14 protein-coding genes are annotated in these 15,994 nt (G+C 75.8%); 10 read left to right on the top strand and 4 right to left on the bottom strand.

What is annotated here, in order from left to right; translation table 11 throughout:
• Positions 1–158 precede the first annotated feature (158 nt).
• The 7 genes from K7787_RS13645 to K7787_RS13615 all read left to right on the top strand — a co-directional run bounded on the left by K7787_RS13645 (position 159) and on the right by K7787_RS13615 (position 7,720).
• Positions 159–1,040, top strand: coding sequence for a polysaccharide deacetylase family protein (locus tag K7787_RS13645; RefSeq protein WP_223001556.1), 882 nt, complete (start codon positions 159–161; stop codon positions 1,038–1,040).
• A gap of 60 nt (positions 1,041–1,100) precedes the next feature.
• Positions 1,101–1,322, top strand: coding sequence for a hypothetical protein (locus K7787_RS13640; protein WP_223001555.1), 222 nt, complete (start codon positions 1,101–1,103; stop codon positions 1,320–1,322).
• A gap of 61 nt (positions 1,323–1,383) precedes the next feature.
• On the top strand, positions 1,384–2,115 hold the full coding sequence (locus tag K7787_RS13635; protein ID WP_308036345.1) for an aminoacyl-tRNA hydrolase: 732 nt from the start codon (positions 1,384–1,386) through the stop codon (positions 2,113–2,115).
• A 156-nt stretch (positions 2,116–2,271) separates the two neighbouring features.
• Positions 2,272–3,720 carry a multinuclear nonheme iron-dependent oxidase gene (locus K7787_RS13630; protein WP_223001589.1) on the top strand — a complete coding sequence of 483 codons (1,449 nt, stop codon included), beginning with the start codon at positions 2,272–2,274 and terminating at the stop codon, positions 3,718–3,720.
• A gap of 392 nt (positions 3,721–4,112) precedes the next feature.
• Positions 4,113–4,910, top strand: coding sequence for a DUF4142 domain-containing protein (locus K7787_RS13625; protein WP_223001554.1), 798 nt, complete (start codon positions 4,113–4,115; stop codon positions 4,908–4,910).
• 97 nt (positions 4,911–5,007) lie between these two features.
• A complete protein-coding gene (locus tag K7787_RS13620) occupies positions 5,008–5,805 on the top strand; it encodes a TIGR04222 domain-containing membrane protein (RefSeq protein ID WP_223001553.1) in 798 nt (265 codons plus the stop codon).
• 244 nt (positions 5,806–6,049) lie between these two features.
• Positions 6,050–7,720 (top strand): alpha/beta hydrolase, encoded by a 1,671-nt coding sequence (locus K7787_RS13615; RefSeq protein ID WP_223001552.1) that lies wholly within the window; start codon positions 6,050–6,052, stop codon positions 7,718–7,720.
• 93 nt (positions 7,721–7,813) lie between these two features.
• On the opposite strand, the gene hemQ is transcribed toward K7787_RS13615, so the two are convergent.
• Positions 7,814–8,545: a hydrogen peroxide-dependent heme synthase gene (gene hemQ, locus K7787_RS13610; protein ID WP_169436426.1), complete on the bottom strand. Its 732-nt coding sequence runs from the start codon at positions 8,543–8,545 to the stop codon at positions 7,814–7,816.
• A gap of 4 nt (positions 8,546–8,549) precedes the next feature.
• Positions 8,550–10,016, bottom strand: a complete 1,467-nt coding sequence (gene hemG / locus K7787_RS13605; RefSeq protein ID WP_223001551.1) for a protoporphyrinogen oxidase — start codon at positions 10,014–10,016, stop codon at positions 8,550–8,552.
• A 380-nt stretch (positions 10,017–10,396) separates the two neighbouring features.
• Here hemG and K7787_RS13600 point away from each other — a divergent pair, with 380 nt between their 5' ends.
• Both K7787_RS13600 and K7787_RS13595 read left to right on the top strand, forming a co-directional pair.
• Positions 10,397–11,581 carry a DUF4349 domain-containing protein gene (locus K7787_RS13600; RefSeq protein WP_223001550.1) on the top strand — a complete coding sequence of 395 codons (1,185 nt, stop codon included), beginning with the start codon at positions 10,397–10,399 and terminating at the stop codon, positions 11,579–11,581.
• 103 nt (positions 11,582–11,684) lie between these two features.
• Entirely contained in the window at positions 11,685–13,085 is a 1,401-nt protein-coding gene (locus tag K7787_RS13595) for an FAD-dependent oxidoreductase (protein ID WP_223001549.1), read from the top strand.
• Positions 13,086–13,722: 637 nt separating this feature from the next.
• Here the strand turns inward: K7787_RS13595 and K7787_RS13590 are convergent.
• Positions 13,723–14,070 (bottom strand): hypothetical protein, encoded by a 348-nt coding sequence (locus K7787_RS13590; RefSeq protein ID WP_169436430.1) that lies wholly within the window; start codon positions 14,068–14,070, stop codon positions 13,723–13,725.
• A gap of 145 nt (positions 14,071–14,215) precedes the next feature.
• Between K7787_RS13590 and K7787_RS13585 the strand changes: the two genes are divergently transcribed.
• Positions 14,216–15,034: a rhomboid family intramembrane serine protease gene (locus K7787_RS13585; protein WP_223001548.1), complete on the top strand. Its 819-nt coding sequence runs from the start codon at positions 14,216–14,218 to the stop codon at positions 15,032–15,034.
• Positions 15,035–15,124: 90 nt separating this feature from the next.
• Here K7787_RS13585 and K7787_RS13580 read toward each other — a convergent pair whose 3' ends face one another.
• A complete protein-coding gene (locus tag K7787_RS13580; protein ID WP_019981753.1) occupies positions 15,125–15,844 on the bottom strand; it encodes an FAD binding domain-containing protein in 720 nt (239 codons plus the stop codon).
• Positions 15,845–15,994 lie beyond the last annotated feature (150 nt).

The following is a 15,994-nucleotide window of genomic DNA, read 5'->3' as shown; positions in this document are numbered from 1 at the left end:
CCGCAGCAACCCCCGGCGGCGAACCGTGCCCGGCGCGCCTCGCTCAGCGGATGCCCAGCGGCCGCCTCGCGCCCGGATGCCCACCGGCCGGGTGACCGCGGCCTCTCCCACGGTCGTGGTGCCGTTCATATGACTGTAAGGCGACCTAGGTTCGTCCGGTGATCTCACTTGTACGACGAATCACCGCCGCCTGCGCCCTGAGCGCCGCCCTCATCACCCTCGCCGCCTGCGGTTCCACCACCACGCAGGCCCCCCACGCCGGACACCCGGCCCCCACGAAGTCCGAGCGCCTGCCCGCCAAGCCCTCCGCCACCGCCCCCACCAAGCCGCCGACCCTGACCCCCGGGCCCGGCGGACTGACCCCCGTCTTCACCAACGGCCCGCGGACCGGCGGCAAGACGGTCGCGTTCACCTTCGACGCGGACATGACCGCCGACGAGGGGCCGCGGGCCAAGGCGGGCGAGCACTTCGACAACCCGGGGCTCATCGCGGCCCTGCGCTCGCTGAAGGTGCCGGCCACGGTCTTCATGACCGGCAAGTGGGCCGAGACCTACCCCGACGAGGCCCGTGCCATCGGCTCCGACCCGCTCTTCGAACTCGCCAACCACACCTACAGCCACTACGCCTTCACCGACGACTGCTACGGCCTGCCGACCATCTCCGAGGACGGTGTCCGCGAGGACGTGGAGCGCGCGTACACGGCGTTCCAGAAGGCCGGCGTCCCGCACCCGATGCCGTATCTGCGCTTCCCCGGCGGCTGCTACGACAAGGACGTGCTGCGCACCCTCGGCCCGCTCGGCGTCACCGCGGTGCAGTGGGACGTGGTGAGCGGCGACGCGTTCGCGACGGACGCCGACGCGGTGGCCCGGCAGGTGCTCGACGGGGTCAAGCCCGGCTCGGTCGTCGTCATGCACTGCACGCGCAGCGCCGCCCCGACCACCGAGCACGTCGTGCGCACGGTCGTACCGCAGCTGCGCGCGAAGGGCTACCGGTTCGTGAAGGTGTCCGAGCTGATCGGTGCGACCAGCGGCCACGCCTGACCGCGCCCGGCGGCCGCCCGGCCCTGCGGCGCCGCGGTCCCGCCGTCCTACGCTGGAGTCATGAGCGAGGACGACGAACGACGCGCCGGGACCGCCACGGGCGGCGGTGACGGCGACTACTGCCTGATCCACACCGCCAGGCCGCCGAGGGCCGACGGGCCGCCGTACGCGGAGTGCGTGCTGTGCCGGAAGCCCACGGAGTACCCGGAGTCGTACAAGGGGATCACGCTGTGCCCCGTCTGCGAGTGGCAGGAGGCGCAGCGCACCGCCTGCTCCGGGTGAGCGGGCCCCCCGGGCCGGAGCGGGCCGAGAGCGCCGATCACCGGCTGGCAGACTGGAGGGCGTGAGCACCGACGAGACCACCACCGCCACCGCCGCCCCCGGGGACAGCCCCTTCCGGTCCGAGCCGAGCGCCCGCGACCAGGCTCCCCAGTTCGTCCTGCCGCTGGTCGTACGGATCGAGCGCGCCGCTCCCCCGGCCCGGACCGACGCGCTGGAGACGGCGGCCCGTGCGGTGCTGGTGCTGCTCGGCGACGAGCGCTCCCTCGGCGACGGCGCGTGGGCGCGGGCCGTGCGGGACTGGCAGGACGCCCGGATCCGCAAGGTGGTGCGCCGGGCGCGCGGCGCGGAGTGGCGGCGGGCCGAGGCGCTGCCCGGCATCACGGTCGCCGGGCAGGCGGCGGAGGTACGGGTCTTCCCGCCGGTCCCGCTGGACGGCTGGCCCAAGGACCTCGCCAAGCTCCAGGTCTCCGGCACCGACCTGGACGACCCCGAGCCGCCCGCCGAGCCCGGGCCGGGCGTCCCGGTGCTCTGGCTCAACCCCGGTCTGGAGATGTCCGCCGGCAAGGCGATGGCGCAGGCCGGGCACGGCGCGCAGCTCGCCTGGTGGGAGCTGACGCAGCCGCAGCGGGCCGCCTGGCGCGAGGCCGGGTACCCGCTCGCGGTGCGCACCGCCGCTCCCAGCCGCTGGGAGGAGCTGACCACGAGCGGCCTCCCGGTGGTCCGCGACGCGGGGTTCACGGAGATCGCGCCGGGCTCGTGCACGGTGGTCGCGGACCATCCGGCGCTGCGGTAGGCCGCCGGCCGAACCTCAAATGTTGCTCTGAAGGCGCGGCGCGCGGGATTCGCGGGCCGGCGCAGGGGCCATACCCCCCTCACGCGCGTCCTGCGCGGGTCAGGAACGCCGGGCGTGCGACGCCCGGACCCGGGGGGAAGAGGGGTGACGAGGACGATGCAGCGGCTGGGGACGGGGATCGGCTGGCGGCCGGAGATCGCGGACGCCGTGGAGCGGATGCCGGACGTCGACTGGGTCGAGGTCGTGTCCGAGAACCTGTGCCCCGACCACCCGCCGGAGTCGCTGAAGCGGCTGCGGGCACGCGGGGTGACCGTGGTCCCGCACGGCGTCTCGCTCGGCCTCGGCGGCGCCGAACGGCCCGACGAGGGCCGCCTGACCGCGCTCGCCGAGCGGGCGCTGGCGCTGGGCTCGCCGCTGGTGACGGAGCACATCGCGTTCGTGCGGGCGGGCGGCGCGCTGACCGCCTCCCCGCGCCTGGAGGCCGGGCACCTGCTGCCCGTGCCCCGCACCCGCGACGCCCTGGACGTGCTCTGCGAGAACATCCGCGTCGCGCAGGACGCGCTGCCGGTGCCGCTGGCCGTGGAGAACATCGCCGCGCTGCTGTCGTGGCCGGGCGAGGAGCTGACCGAGGGGCAGTTCCTGTACGAACTGGCCGACCGCACCGGCGTACGGCTGCTGATCGACGTGGCCAACCTGCACACCAACCACGTCAACCAGGGCGAGGACCCGGCCCGCGCGCTGGCCGAACTCCCTCTCGAAGCCCTCGCGTACGTCCATGTGGCGGGCGGGTTCGAGCGGGACGGCGTCTGGCACGACAGCCACGCCCACCCGGTCCCGGAGCCGGTCCTCGGCATCCTGAGCGACCTCGCCTCCCGCGTCACCCCGCCCGGGGTCCTGCTGGAGCGCGACGAGAACTTCCCCGAACCGGGCGAGCTGGAGCGGGAGCTGGCCGCGATCGGCAAGGCGGTGGAGCTGGGGCGTACGGCCGCAGTCGGTCGTACGGCCACAGTCGGTCGTACGGACGGCGTCGGTCATCCGGCCGGGATCGGCCGTACGACCGCCGGGGGCCGGCCGCCCCGGGCGACCGCCGCACCCGAGGCCGACGAGCCCGAGTCCGCCGCCGCGCGCAAGGCCGGTGAACCGGCGGCCGGTGAGCCCGAGGTCATCGCAGCGGAGTCCGCCGTCGCCGAGGCGACCCGGCAGCGGCTCGGGCTCGCGCAGACCGCGCTGCTGTCGGCGCTGGTGGCGGGGACGCCCGCACCGGAGGGGTTCGACCGGGTGCGGCTGGCGGTGCAGGCCCGGGCGCTGGCGTCCAAGCGGGCGGACGTGGTCGCCAAGATCGCGCCGGAACTGCCGGTGATCCTGGGGGCCGGCTACCGGCCCGCGTTCCTGGCCTATGCGCAGGCGCACCCGATGAGCGGCGGCTACCGGCTGGACGCGATGGAGTTCGCGGCGTCCCTGCTGAGCGCCGGGGAACCGGACGACCGGGAGGCCCGGCGGGCGCTGCGCGCGTGGTGGCTGGAGCGCTCCGGTCCCGCGCCCCGGTCCCACCGGCCGGCGGTGCGGGCGGCCAGGGCGGCCCGGCGCGTCCTGCTGCGCCGCTGACACCGCCCCCGGCAGCCCCAGCGCCCACCACCCGGCGGCCCCGACACCCCCAACGGTCCCGGCCCAGCGTCTGCCTCCGGCGGACCCCGCGCCCCCCGGCGGTCCCGGCCCGGCGCGTCCGGCCGCGCCGCTGACACCGCCCCCGGCGGCCCCGGCACCCACCACCCGGCGGTCCCGGGGCCCGCCCCGGCAGCCCAGCGCCCTTCCCGGCAGCCCCGCGCCTGCCTCCGGCGGCCTGCCCGCCCCGGCGGCGTGGCGCCGTACCGCGTGCCGTCCGTGTGTCCGATGCGACACCGGTGGATTCCGGGCGTGCCGGGCCGCCGAAGTAATATGCCAACCCTTCACCCACCCCCGTAGCGCACTGACGTGCGGTGCCGTGACAGGAGGCACCCATGCGACCGCGACCGCCCGTGCAGGGCCGAGGCGTCCTCAGCGGCACCGGGATCATCATCACGGTGCTGGCCGGCACCGTCGTGGCCCTGCTGGTCCCGCTCTGGTCGTACGCCGACCGGCCCCAGGCGCCGGCGGAGCCGTTGAGCGCGCGGACCGTGGCGACGCCGTACGGGCCGCTGTCCGACCAGGACCGCGACTTCCTCACCGCGGTCCGGCTCGCCGGGCTGTGGGAGGCGCCAGCCGGACAGCAGGCCGAGCGGCGGGGCACCACCGAGGCCGTGCGGACGGCGGGCCGGCGCCTCGTGGACGGGCACGCCTTCCTCGACCGGCGGGTGCGGGAGGTGACCGCCCGGCTCGGACTGCCGCTGCCCAACGAGCCCACCGCCCAGCAGAGGGACTGGCTGACCACCCTGGACGAGGCGCGGGGCGAGGAGTACGACCGGCTGTTCGTCAACATCGCGCGGCTCGCCGACGGCAGGGTCTTCGAACGCGTCGCCCAGGTGCGGGCGGGCACGCGGAACTCGCTGGTGCGCGCTCTCGCCGACGACGCGAACACGACGGTCCTGGACCACATCAGGGTCCTGGAGGCCACCGGGTACGTCGACTACGCCTCCGTGGCCCGCGACCTGGCCGCCGCTCCGACCCCGACGGACGCCGCCTCGACCGCCGTGCCGAGCCTCGTGGGCCCCGGCGACGTCGTGCCCGTCACGCCGTCCGGGACGCCGGCGTCGCCGACGTACACCTTGCCGCCGGCCGCCTCCAGCCCGCCTCCCCCGTCCCCCGCGCCGACTCCCTGACCTCCGGAAACAAACGGAAAGTCACATACCGGCCACAGCTGGTCCGCCATGTGAACAGGGCATGGAGTTTCCCGCGCCACTGGCATAGAAACTTGTCATGTTCTGGGTACTTCTGCTGCTGCCCGCCTGGGCCGTCGCCGGTGTGGCGTGCACCCGGCTGTGTCTGGCCGCCGTACGCGCGGCGGCCTGGGACACCGGCCCCGCGACCACGGGCCGGGACCGCGACCTGACGCTGTACGAGGCCGCCTTCCTGTCCGGCGGTCCGGCGCGGGTCGCCGAGGTGACCCTGGTCTCCATGGCCCGCCAGCGCAGGCTGCTGCTCGCGCACACCGGCTGGGCGACCGTCGTGGACCCGCGCGGCCGGGACGAGATGGAGCGGTCGGCGATAGGGGCGATCGGCCCGGAGGGCCAGTCCCGGATCGCACCGGTACGGGCCGCCCTGGCCGCCGCCGACTCGGTGCGCGGCCTCGCCGACCACCTGGTCAGCGCGGGTCTGGCGGTGCCGGAGGCAACGTCGGCGAACGTCGCGGCCGGGGTCCGCCAGGTGCGGGCCGCCGCGCTCGTCGTCCTCGCGCTGGGCGCGACCGCGCTGCTGATGCCCGGTCCGACCGGGATGCCGCGCGGCCTGGTCTCCCTCTGGTTCGCGCTGCCCCTCGCGCTCACCCTGAGCTGTCTGGCCATCGCCCGCATCGAGATCCACCCGTACTCGCCCTGGGCGTCCCCGGCCGGGCAGCGGCTGCTCGGGAGGCTGGCCCGGCGCACGGACCGCGCCGGGGACGGTGCCGGGGACGAGCGCTCGTACCTCGCCTCCGTGGCCGTGCGGGGCATCCGCGCGATCGGTGAACCGGAGCTGCGGGCCGCCTTCACCCACCGCGACCAGCCCTGGCGGGAGTAGCCGACCGCGAGCCGCGTGACCAGGCGGCGTCGCCGCGCCGGGAGCGGGGCGCGGGGGCGGGGCGCGGGGGCGCGCCGGACGGCGTGCGCGCTCGGGCGGGGCGCGTCGGGCGCATTGGCCGCGACACCGGGTGTCCGGTGCTTGCCTCGGTCATCGGGCGCACCAAACATCCCTTTTGTTGCCGCCGGCCCTCGAACCGCTGCCGCCGGGCAGCGAAGCCGCCGCGCGCCGAAGGGGATACGCGATGAGAGCAGCCGCCGTCTGCACGGCCGCCGGTTCCTTGGTCCTGACCGCCCTCGCCGCCCCGGCCGGCGGCGTCCCCGCGAGCGCGCGGGCGGTGCCCGGCGGGGCGGCGGAGCTGCGCGGCACGGTCGTCGCCGCTGCGCGGGCCGAGGCGGCCGGCATCCGCTTCGGCGCCTGCCCCGAGGCCAAGGACCTGCCCACCGCGCTGGAGTGCGGCACGGTCTCGGTGCCCCTGGACTACGCCCACCCGGACGGCAAGCAGATCAAGCTCACCGTCAGCCGGGCCCGGGCCACCCGCAAGGACCCGCGCGACGGCAGGCGCACGGTGCCCCGCCAGGGCGCCCTGGTGTTCAACCCGGGCGGTCCGGGCGCCGACGGCATGTCCTTCCCGCTGATCGGCCTGCTGCCCGAGTGGAAGCGGGTCGCCGCCGCCTACGACCTCGTCGGCTACGCCCCGCGCGGCGTCGGGCGCTCGGCCCCGCTGTCCTGCCAGGACGCCAAGGACTTCCTCAAGGCCCCGACCCCCGCGCCGACGCACCCCTCGGCGGCGTACAAGAAGCAGCGCGTCGCCGAGGCCAAGGCGTACGCCCGTGCCTGCGCCCGGCGCGCGGGCTCCGCCCTGCGCCACTACACGTCCCTCGACAACGCCCGCGACCTGGACGTGCTGCGGGCGGCGCTGGGCGAGCGGCGGCTGACGTTCATGGGCGCCTCCTACGGCACCTACTTCGGCGCGCTGTACGCGACGCTGTTCCCCTCGCACGTACGCCGGATGGTGTTCGACTCGGTGGTGAACCCCGACCCGGCCCGGGTCTGGTACCGGGCCAACATGGCGCAATCGGCCGCGTTCGAGGGCCGCTGGACGGACTTCAAGAGGTGGGTGGCCCGGAACGACGCCGCCTACGGGCTCGGGCGGACGCCGCAGGCGGTGCAGGCCTCGTACGAGAAGGCGCGCAAGCGGCTGGCCGCGAAGCCGGCGGGCGGCACGGTGGGCCCCGGCCAGTTGCACGCGGCGCTGCTGAACACCGGGTACTACGACGACTTCTGGCCGGGCAGCGCGGAGGCCCTGTCGGCGTATCTGAAGGGCGACGACAAGCCGCTGGTCACGATGGCCGCGCCGGTCGAGGAGGGGGCGAAGGAGGCGGAGAACGGCGCCGCCGTCTACACCGCCGTGGAGTGCAACGACGCGCCCTGGCCGACCGACTTCGCGGTGTGGGACCGGGACAACACGCGCCTGGCGCGCACGGCGCCGTTCGAGACGTGGGGCAATGTGTGGATGAACCTGCCGTGCGCCTACTGGCCCGTGCCCCGGCAGCGGCCCCTGGACGTGCGGACCGCGCCGGGCGAGCTGCCGCCGACGCTGCTGCTGGCCGCGGAGCGGGACGCCGCCACGCCGTACGAGGGCGCGGTGGAGCTGCGGCGGCGGCTGGCCGGTTCGGTGCTGGTGACCGAGCGGGGCGCGGGCGCGCACGGCGTCGGCTACGGGCCGAACCGGTGCGTCAACGCGTATCTGGACGCGTATCTGCTGGAGGGCAGGGTCCCGGCCCCGGACGCGGCCTGCGCCGCGCACCCGGAGCCGCGGCCGAACCGGCCGACCTTCCGGGACCAGCGCAAGCGGGAGATGCGCGACGCGCTGAAGGCGCGGGCCGGCGCGGGGCCACGGTCCGGGAAGTGAACCCGCCCGCCGGACCGGCCATCGGACCGGTCGTCTGACCGGCCGGGGCGCGCCGCGGAGCGGACGGGGGCTCCGCGGTGCGCCGTGCGGTCGTCAGGCCAGGCCGGCGACCAGGTCGGCCACGTCCTTGCGGCGGCCGGTGAAGAACGGGATCTCCTCGCGGACGTGCCGGCGGGCCTCCGAGCCGCGCAGATGACGCATCAGGTCGACGATGCGGTGCAGTTCGTCGGCCTCGAAGGCGAGGATCCACTCGTAGTCGCCGAGGGAGAAGGACGCGACGGTGTTGGCGCGCACGTCCGGGTAGCCGCGGGCCATCTTGCCGTGGTCGGCGAGCATCCGGCGGCGGTCCTCGTCGGGCAGCAGGTACCAGTCGTAGGAGCGCACGAAGGGGTAGACGCTGACGTAGTCGCGGGGCGTCTCGTCGGCGAGGAACGCCGGGATGTGCGAGCGGTTGAACTCGGCGGGGCGGTGCAGCGCCATGTTCGACCAGACCGGCTCCAGCGCGCGGCCGAGCTTCGTGCGGCGGAAGAGGTTGTACGCCTCCTGCAGCTGGTCGCTGGTCTCGGCGTGCCACCAGATCATGAGGTCGGCGTCGGCGCGCAGCCCGGAGACGTCGTAGGTGCCGCGGATCGTCACGTCCTTGGCGGCGAGCTGGTCGAACAGCTCCTGTACCTCGTCGGCGTAGCCCGTGCGGTCCTCGGGCAGTACGTCCTTCAGCCTGAAGACGGACCACAGCGTGTAGCGGATGACCTCGTTGAGGTCCTTTGCCAGCTTGCCCTTGTTCGGGATCCGGCCGGACTCGGTGGTGGAGGCTTCGTCACTCATGGGGTTATTCTCCCGCTCCGCCGTGCAGGCTCTGCACCGGGGCGGCGGTGAGTTCCCGCACGGCGCTCAGGTCGCCGCCGAGCTGGTCGACGGCGGCGTACGCGCTGGCCACGCAGGCGGGGACGCCGACGCCGTCGTACACCGCGCCGCACACCGCGAGGCCCGGCAGCCGGGCGACGTGCTCGCGGACGCGGGCCACGCGCGCGTGGTGGCCGACCGGGTACTGGGGCAGTCCGTCGCTCCAGCGGGTGACCCGGGTCTCCAGGGGCGCGGCGGTCAGACCGACGGCCTCGCGCAGGTCGTGCCGGGAGACCTCGACCAGGTCGGCGTCGGAGCGGCCGAGGATCTCCGTCTCGCCGTACCGCCCGACGGAGGTGCGCAGCACCATGACGTCCGGGTCCTCGTCGGCGATCCAGCCCCATTTGCGGGAGGCGAAGGTGGACGCCTTGATGGTCCGTCCGTCGACGGGCGGCACCAGGAAGCCGCTGCCGTCGGGCAGGGCGGCGTCGGCGTCGGCGCGTCGGTAGGCGAGGGTGATCAGCGCCATGGAGGCGTACTCGACGGCGCGCAGTTCGGCCGCGGCGGCGGGCGACTCGGCCGCCAGCAGTTCGGCGGCGGCCGGCGCGGGCGTGGCGACGACCACCGCGTCGGCGTGCAGCACCCGGTCCCCGGCGGTGATCCGCCAGCCGCCGTCGGCCTCGCGGCGCAGTGCGGTGACGGGGGTGGCGGTCAGGATCTCGCCGCCGCGCGCCCGCACCGAGGCGGCGACCGCCAGGGGCAGCCGGCCGATGCCGCCCTCGATGCCCATGAAGACCGGTCCGGCCTGCCGCGCGCCGGCCGCCGCGCGGGCCTGGATGTCGCGGACCGCCTCGGTGAGCGAGTCGTGCCGCTGCGCGGCCTGGAAGAGCTGGGGGACGGCGGAGCGCAGGGAGATGCGGTAGGCGTCGCCCGCGTAGACCCCGCCGAGCAGCGGTTCGACCAGGCGGTCGACGACCTCGCGGCCCAGGCGGGTCGCGACGTACTCGCCGACGGCGACGTCGTCGCCGGTCTCGGTGCGGGGCAGGTCGGCGTCGCGCTCGATCCGGGCGAGGCCCTCCTCGGAGAGCACTCCGGCGAGCGCGGCGGCGGTGCCGGGGACGCCCATGACATGGCCCTTGGGCATGGGGCGCAGCGCGCCTCGGGTCCAGATCGAGGCGGAGGCGGTGGCCGGCGGCTGGAGCGCGTCGGCGAGGCCCACCTCGCGCGCGAGGGCCACCGCCTCGGGGCGGCGGGCCAGCACCGACTCGGCGCCCAGGTCGACGCGCACGCCGGCGATCTCGCCGGGCAGCAGCTTGCCACCGACCCGGTCGGAGGCCTCCAGCACGGTCACCCGCGCTCCGCGGTGCAGCAGGCGGTGCGCGGCGGCCAGGCCCGCGATCCCGGCCCCGATGACGACGACGTGCCCCGTGCTGTCCGTACCCGTTGCGCTCATGGCCCCCACTCTCTCAAACACCACTGACAGCGCGGCCGGGGCCCGACGGTCCTGGCCGGGGGCCGGTGGTCCCGCGCGCGGGAGGCGGTGCGCGGATGGTCATCGACGGGAAGCTGGTGATCAGGGGGCCCGCGCGCAGGAGGCGGTGCGGGGGCCCGGCGTGAGGGCGGCGGCGTACGGGTTTCCGCTGCGGTGCGCCGTACGGGTGGGGCGTGCGGGTGCGGCGTACGGGTGCGCCGTGGTGCGGGTGCGGCGGTCGGCGCGGTGTCCGGCGCGAGTCCCGACCGTGACCTCTTCGGGACCGTTTTCCGCCAACGTTGCGCCGGGTCCGGGCGTCGAAGGTGCGTCAGTTGGTCACGACGACCCTCGGGGGGACCCAGATGCACGTACGACGTTCCGTCCGGCCCGCTTCCGCCCTGGCCGGGCTGCTGCTCGCGGCGGCCCTCGCGCTCACCGGGTGCAGCGCGGGCGGCGGCGACAGCTCCTCGGACAAGGCCGCGGCCGGCAGCGCCGCCGGGGGCGCGTACCGCGGCGACGCGAAGAGCGGCACGGGCAGTGGCGGTGGCAGTGCCGCCGAGAGCGCGAAGGCGACGGCGGCGCCGAAGCTGACGACGGCCCACATCGTGCGCACCGCCTCGCTGAGCGTGGAGGTCAAGGATGTCGCCAAGGCCCTCGACGCGGCCCGTACGGCCGTCGAGAACGCGGGCGGCTACGTCGGCGACGAGAACACCACCCGCGACGAGGACGGGCAGGAACAGACCCGCGTGGTGCTGCGCGTGCCCGCGGACCGGTACGACGACGTGCTCACCGGACTGCAGGGCGCGGGCAGGCTGCTGGAGCGCACGGCGAAGGCCGAGGACGTCACCGACCAGGTCGTCGACGTGGACAGCCGGATCACGTCGCAGCGGGCGAGCGTCGCGCGGGTCCGCGCCCTGATGGAGCGCGCCGAGAGGATCGACGACGTGGTCGCGCTGGAGAGCGAGCTGAGCCGCCGCGAGGCCGATCTGGAGTCGCTGCTCGCCCAGCAGGCGTCCCTGAAGGACCGTACGAGCCTGGCCACCATCACCCTGTCGCTGTCCGGCCCGGCGGTACACCGGGACGACGCCGCCCCGGACGACGAGCCCGGGTTCGGGGACGCGCTGTCGGGCGGCTGGCACGTGTTCGTCGCGGGGGTGCGGTGGATCGCGCTGGTGCTCGGCGCGGTGCTGCCGTTCGCCGTCGCGGCGGCGTTGATCGTGGTGGCGTGGCGGCTGGTACGGCGCCGGCTGCCGCGCCGCGCCGCCGCAGCGGCCGTGCCCGCGATGACGGCGGTGGGGCCGCTGCCGGGCGCCCGGCAGGGCGCGGCGCCTGCGCGTCCGACGCCTCCGGTTCACCCGGCGGCTCCGACAGCCCCGGCGACCGCGACGGCGCCGGTCTCTTCGGGAGCGGCCGAGCCGCCGAGCGCTCCGGCCGCGGCCGAAGGCCCGGACGGCCGAGCGGCGGAGGGGCCGCAGTCCGGGCCGGCGGACGAGGTGCGGGCCGGGCGGCCGGACGGCGAGCAGGCCGGGCGGCCTGAGCGCGAGTAGGCCGGGCGGCCGGACCGCGAGTAGGGCGCGCGCCCGGCCCAGCGGGGTGGGGCGGGGGCGGGGCAGGACCGGATGAAGTCCCCCGTGGGATTAGCGTGTTCGTATGACAGCGGAGTCAACGGAACGACTGGTCGTGATCGGCGGCGACGCCGCGGGGATGTCCGCGGCGTCGCAGGCGCGGCGGCTGCGCGGGGCCGGCGAGCTGGAGATCGTGGCGTTCGAACGCGGCCACTTCACCTCGTACTCGGCGTGCGGCATCCCCTACTGGGTGGGCGGCGACGTGGAGGAACGGGACCGGCTCATCGCCCGCACCCCCGAGGAGCACCGCGCGCGGGGCATCGATCTGCGCCTGCGCACCGAGGTCACGGAGATCGACGTGGCCGCGGGACGCGTCCGCGCGCGGGACGTCGATTCCGGGGCCGAGTCCTGGACGTCGTACGACAAGCTGGTGATCGCGACGGGGGCGCGGCCGGTCCGCCCCGACCTGCCCGGCGTCGACGCTCCCGGTGTGCACGGCGTGCAGACGCTGGACGACGGCCAGGCGCTGCTGGACAGCCTGGCACGCGCGCGTGGCCGCCGGGCGGTGGTGGTCGGCGCCGGGTACATCGGCGTGGAGATGGCCGAGGCGCTGATCCGGCGCGGTTACGAGGTGACGGTCGTCAACCGGGGCGCGGAGCCGATGTCCACGCTCGACGCCGACATGGGCCGTCTGGTGCGCGAGGCGATGGAAGGCCTCGGCGTCACCATGGTCGGCGAGGCGGAGGTCACCAAGGTGCTGACCGGCCAGGACGGCCGGGTCCGGGCGGTGGCCACCGAGGACACCGAGTACCCGGCGGACGTGGTCGTGCTGGGCATCGGCGTACGCCCCGAGACGACGCTGGCGCGGGCGGCCGGGCTGCCGCTCGGCGCGCACGGCGGTCTGCTCACCGACCGGGCGATGCGGGTGCGCGGCCACGAGAACATCTGGGCCGGCGGCGACTGCGTGGAGGTGCTCGACCTGGTCTCGGGCCAGCAGCGGCACATCGCGCTCGGCACCCACGCCAACAAGCACGGCCAGGTCATCGGCACGAACGTCGGCGGCGGTTACGCCACCTTCCCCGGCGTGGTCGGCACGGCGGTGAGCAAGGTGTGCGATCTGGAGATCGCGCGCACCGGACTGCGCGAGAAGGACGCCCGCCGGGTCGGCCTCCAGTTCGAAGCCGTCACGATCGAGTCGACGAGCCGCGCGGGCTACTACCCGGGCGCCTCGCCGATGACGGTCAAGATGCTCGCCGAACGCCGCACCGGGCGGCTGCTGGGCGTGCAGATCGTGGGCCGGGAGGGCGCGGCGAAGCGGGTGGACATCGCGGCGGTCGCGCTGACCGCCGGGCTGACGGTGGAGCAGATGACGGCGCTCGACCTGGGGTACGCGCCCCCGTTCTCGCCGGTGTGGGACCCGGTCCTGGTGGCCGCGCGGAAGGCGGCGGCGAAGATCCGCGAACCCTGGGACCAGGCGGCGGGCTGACCCGCCGGACGGTCCCGCGCACGGCGTGAGCGATACGGCCGACGCCGGTCCCGCGCACGGCGGCCCGGACGGCCCGCGCCGGTCGCGCGCACGGCGGGTCGTACGGCACACGTCAGTCGCGTGTGCGGGCGGGCCGCACGGTGCCCGCCCGCCGCGGCGCCGGTCCCGTGAACGGCGGGCCGTACCGCGCACGCCGGTCGCGCGGGCGGCATCCCGTACCGCGCACGCCGACCGCGTGGGCGGCGGACACTACCGCGCGCGCCGGTCGCATAAGCGGCGGACCGTACGGCGTACGCCCTGCCGTGCACGGCAGGCCCTGCGGCGCACGCCGGTCGCGCGAGCCGTACACGGGGCCGGGCCGTCCACCGGCCAGGCCGAACGGATGCACGACGGGCCGCGCGCCGGTCGCATGAGCCGTACGCGCGGCCGGGGAGCCGGCCTACCGCCCGCGCCGGGCGGACGCACCACCGGCCGCACGCCGGTCGCGCGAGCCGTACGCGGGGCCGGGCCGTCGGCCGGCCACGCCGAACGGATGCACGACGGGCCGTACGGCGGTGGCGTGAGCCGTACGCGGGGCCGGGCCGTCCGCGCCGGGCGGGAGCGCGGGCGTATCGCGGGACCGCCCGGCCCGGGCCCGCTAGGCGGTTCCGCCCATGCGGTCCATCGGACGGGCGGCCGGTTCGGTCGGGGGGCGGGTCGGGAGGGCGGAGACCGACGCGGCGGGCACGGACGCCGTGCCGGAGGAGCCCGCGGCGACCGCCGGCGGCTGCGCGCCGGCCGGTTTGGCGTGGGCGCCGAGCGGGGTCGAGCGCAGCCGGTGCCCGGCGGCCTCGTCCAGCGTCACCGGCCGCTGCAGCCGGGCCGCCAGCCGCCCGGCCTCCTGGCCGAGCCGGGCCACGTCCTCCCAGGGCAGCCGCACCACCAGGGACAGTTCCGCCTCGCCGTCGGGCAGGGCGTGCACCGCGGGTCCCACTCCGTCGCTCATCGCCTGTACCTCGCCTCGTCGCGTCGTCCCCGCGGGCCTGCTCGCCGCGCCGCGGGCGGTCGGGGGAACATACGGACGAACGCGCGGCCGTGTTCACCGGCGGCTCCGGCCGATTCGGCGGGCGCATCGGGGGCAGTACTTCCCTGTGGTCATCCCCGTCCATGATCTGAACCCGACGCGGCGCACCCCCTGGGTGACGTACGCCCTGATCGTCGCGAACTTCGTGGTGTTCCTGCTGTCGCCCGCCGTGGGCGGTTCCGCGACGGGACAGAGCACGCTCGCCCAGCTGTGCCATCTGCACGCGTTCACGGAGCACTGGGCCCTCGTCCCCCGTGAGGTGATCCACGGCCGGCTGCCGACGCTGGTGCCGACCGGCGAGATGGGGGTGGGCGTGCACGGCCCGGGCTGTGTGCTGGGGCCGCCGGGGTACGACAAGTCGCCCGCGCTGTCCGTCCTCACCTCGATGTTCCTGCACGGCAGCTGGCTGCACCTGCTGGGGAACATGCTGTTCCTGTTCATCTTCGGCAACAACATCGAGGACCGGATGGGGCACATCCGCTTCACCCTGTTCTACGTGGCGTGCGGGTACGCCGCCGGGTACGGGTTCGCGCTGCTCAACGCGGACTCCGGCCAGCCGCTGATCGGCGCGTCGGGGGCGATCGCGGGGGTCTGCGGGGCGTATCTGGTGCTGTTCCCGCGGGCCCGGGTGTGGGTGCTCGTGCCGTTCCTGATCTTCCTGCCGCTGCGGCTGCCCGCCTGGATCGTGCTGGGCTTCTGGTTCGTGCTCCAGGCGTTCTACTCGGCGGGCGACGCCGTCTCCGAGGCGGGCACGGTGGCGTACACCGCCCATGTCGTCGGCTTCGTCGCGGGCATGCTGCTCGCCCTGCCGCTGCGCCCCGGCACCCCGCCGCCGCCCGAACCCCGGGGCCTGCTGTTCGGACGGCGGGCGCGGCCGGGGTGGTGACGGCCGCCGCTCGGGAGGCGGGGCGCGCGGCGCCTCGGCCGTCGCCCAGTCGTGCGGGGCTCAGTCGTGCGGGGCTCAGTCGTGCGGGGCTCAGTCGTGCGGGGCGGCCGCCACAAGGGTGGGTATCTGTTCGGCGATGAGGTCCCAGGCGCCGGGGACGTCCGCCAGGGGGGTCTCACGCAGTTCGTCCAGGGGGCGGGGGGCGTCCGGGCCGTAGGCCGCCGTGGCCGTCAGGACCTCGTAGCCGTCGCGGACGGCCGCGCGCAGGCGGTGGCGGCCGTCGGTGTCGGTGTGCAGGGCCGTGGCGACGACGAGGGGCGGTTCGCCGCCCACTTCGCCCGGCGCCTTGTGGTAGGCGCTGGCGACCGGCGGGGTCCAGCGCAGGCCGAGCAGGAGCGGGCGCTTGGCCGTCACCTCGGCGAGATCGGTCTCGTAGACGCCGTGCGAGGCCAGTACGGTCGCGCGGGCCTCCAGCACCAGGGCGGCGGGCAGCAGACAGCGCAGCGCGCTGCCGGCGAGGTTGCCGCCGACCGTCGCCGCGCGGCGCACCGCGCCGGTGCCGACCGTGCCGGCCGCCGCGCGCAGGACGTACGGGACCCGGTCGTCGATGCGGCTCAGGACCACCGCGCCGCCCAGCTCCTCCGGGCCGATGACGTTGGCCTGCGGCAACTCGCGCAGGGACATGGCCTGTTCGGGGAAACCGTCGCGTTGCCAGGTGGCCCAGACGAGGGTCGCGCCGCCTATCGGCACCGCTCCCTCGGTCAGGTGCTCCCGCGCTTGCTCCACGGTCTTGGGCAGACGTACCAACACCTCAGCCACCCTGCCTTTCTGGGGACTCGGACGGACAGCTCTCGGCCACTTGCCCGTCGGCACGGCGCATTTTGGCCGCACGTAAGGGGGCGCGTACAGGGCTCACACGCGCGTGGTGTGCGCTTGTTCGACGGGGGCCGCTTCAGGGGT

The organism is Streptomyces sennicomposti, assembly GCF_019890635.1.
Classification (GTDB): domain Bacteria; phylum Actinomycetota; class Actinomycetes; order Streptomycetales; family Streptomycetaceae; genus Streptomyces; species Streptomyces sennicomposti.
The sequence above is the reverse complement of the archived record's forward strand: the minus strand, read 5'-3'. Positions and strand labels throughout refer to the sequence as shown.

Bases quoted from the DNA above. Each gene is read 5' to 3' on its own strand.
- K7787_RS13595 (WP_223001549.1), top strand. From the start codon at position 11,685: ATGACAGCGGAGTCAACGGAACGACTGGTCGTGATCGGCGGCGACGCC.
- K7787_RS13615 (WP_223001552.1), top strand. From the start codon at position 6,050: ATGAGAGCAGCCGCCGTCTGCACGGCCGCCGGTTCCTTGGTCCTGACC.
- hemG (WP_223001551.1), bottom strand. From the start codon at position 10,016: ATGAGCGCAACGGGTACGGACAGCACGGGGCACGTCGTCGTCATCGGG.
- K7787_RS13640 (WP_223001555.1), top strand. From the start codon at position 1,101: ATGAGCGAGGACGACGAACGACGCGCCGGGACCGCCACGGGCGGCGGT.
- K7787_RS13625 (WP_223001554.1), top strand. From the start codon at position 4,113: ATGCGACCGCGACCGCCCGTGCAGGGCCGAGGCGTCCTCAGCGGCACC.
- K7787_RS13600 (WP_223001550.1), top strand. From the start codon at position 10,397: ATGCACGTACGACGTTCCGTCCGGCCCGCTTCCGCCCTGGCCGGGCTG.
- hemQ (WP_169436426.1), bottom strand. From the start codon at position 8,545: ATGAGTGACGAAGCCTCCACCACCGAGTCCGGCCGGATCCCGAACAAG.
- K7787_RS13590 (WP_169436430.1), bottom strand. From the start codon at position 14,070: ATGAGCGACGGAGTGGGACCCGCGGTGCACGCCCTGCCCGACGGCGAG.
- K7787_RS13630 (WP_223001589.1), top strand. From the start codon at position 2,272: ATGCAGCGGCTGGGGACGGGGATCGGCTGGCGGCCGGAGATCGCGGAC.
- K7787_RS13620 (WP_223001553.1), top strand. From the start codon at position 5,008: ATGTTCTGGGTACTTCTGCTGCTGCCCGCCTGGGCCGTCGCCGGTGTG.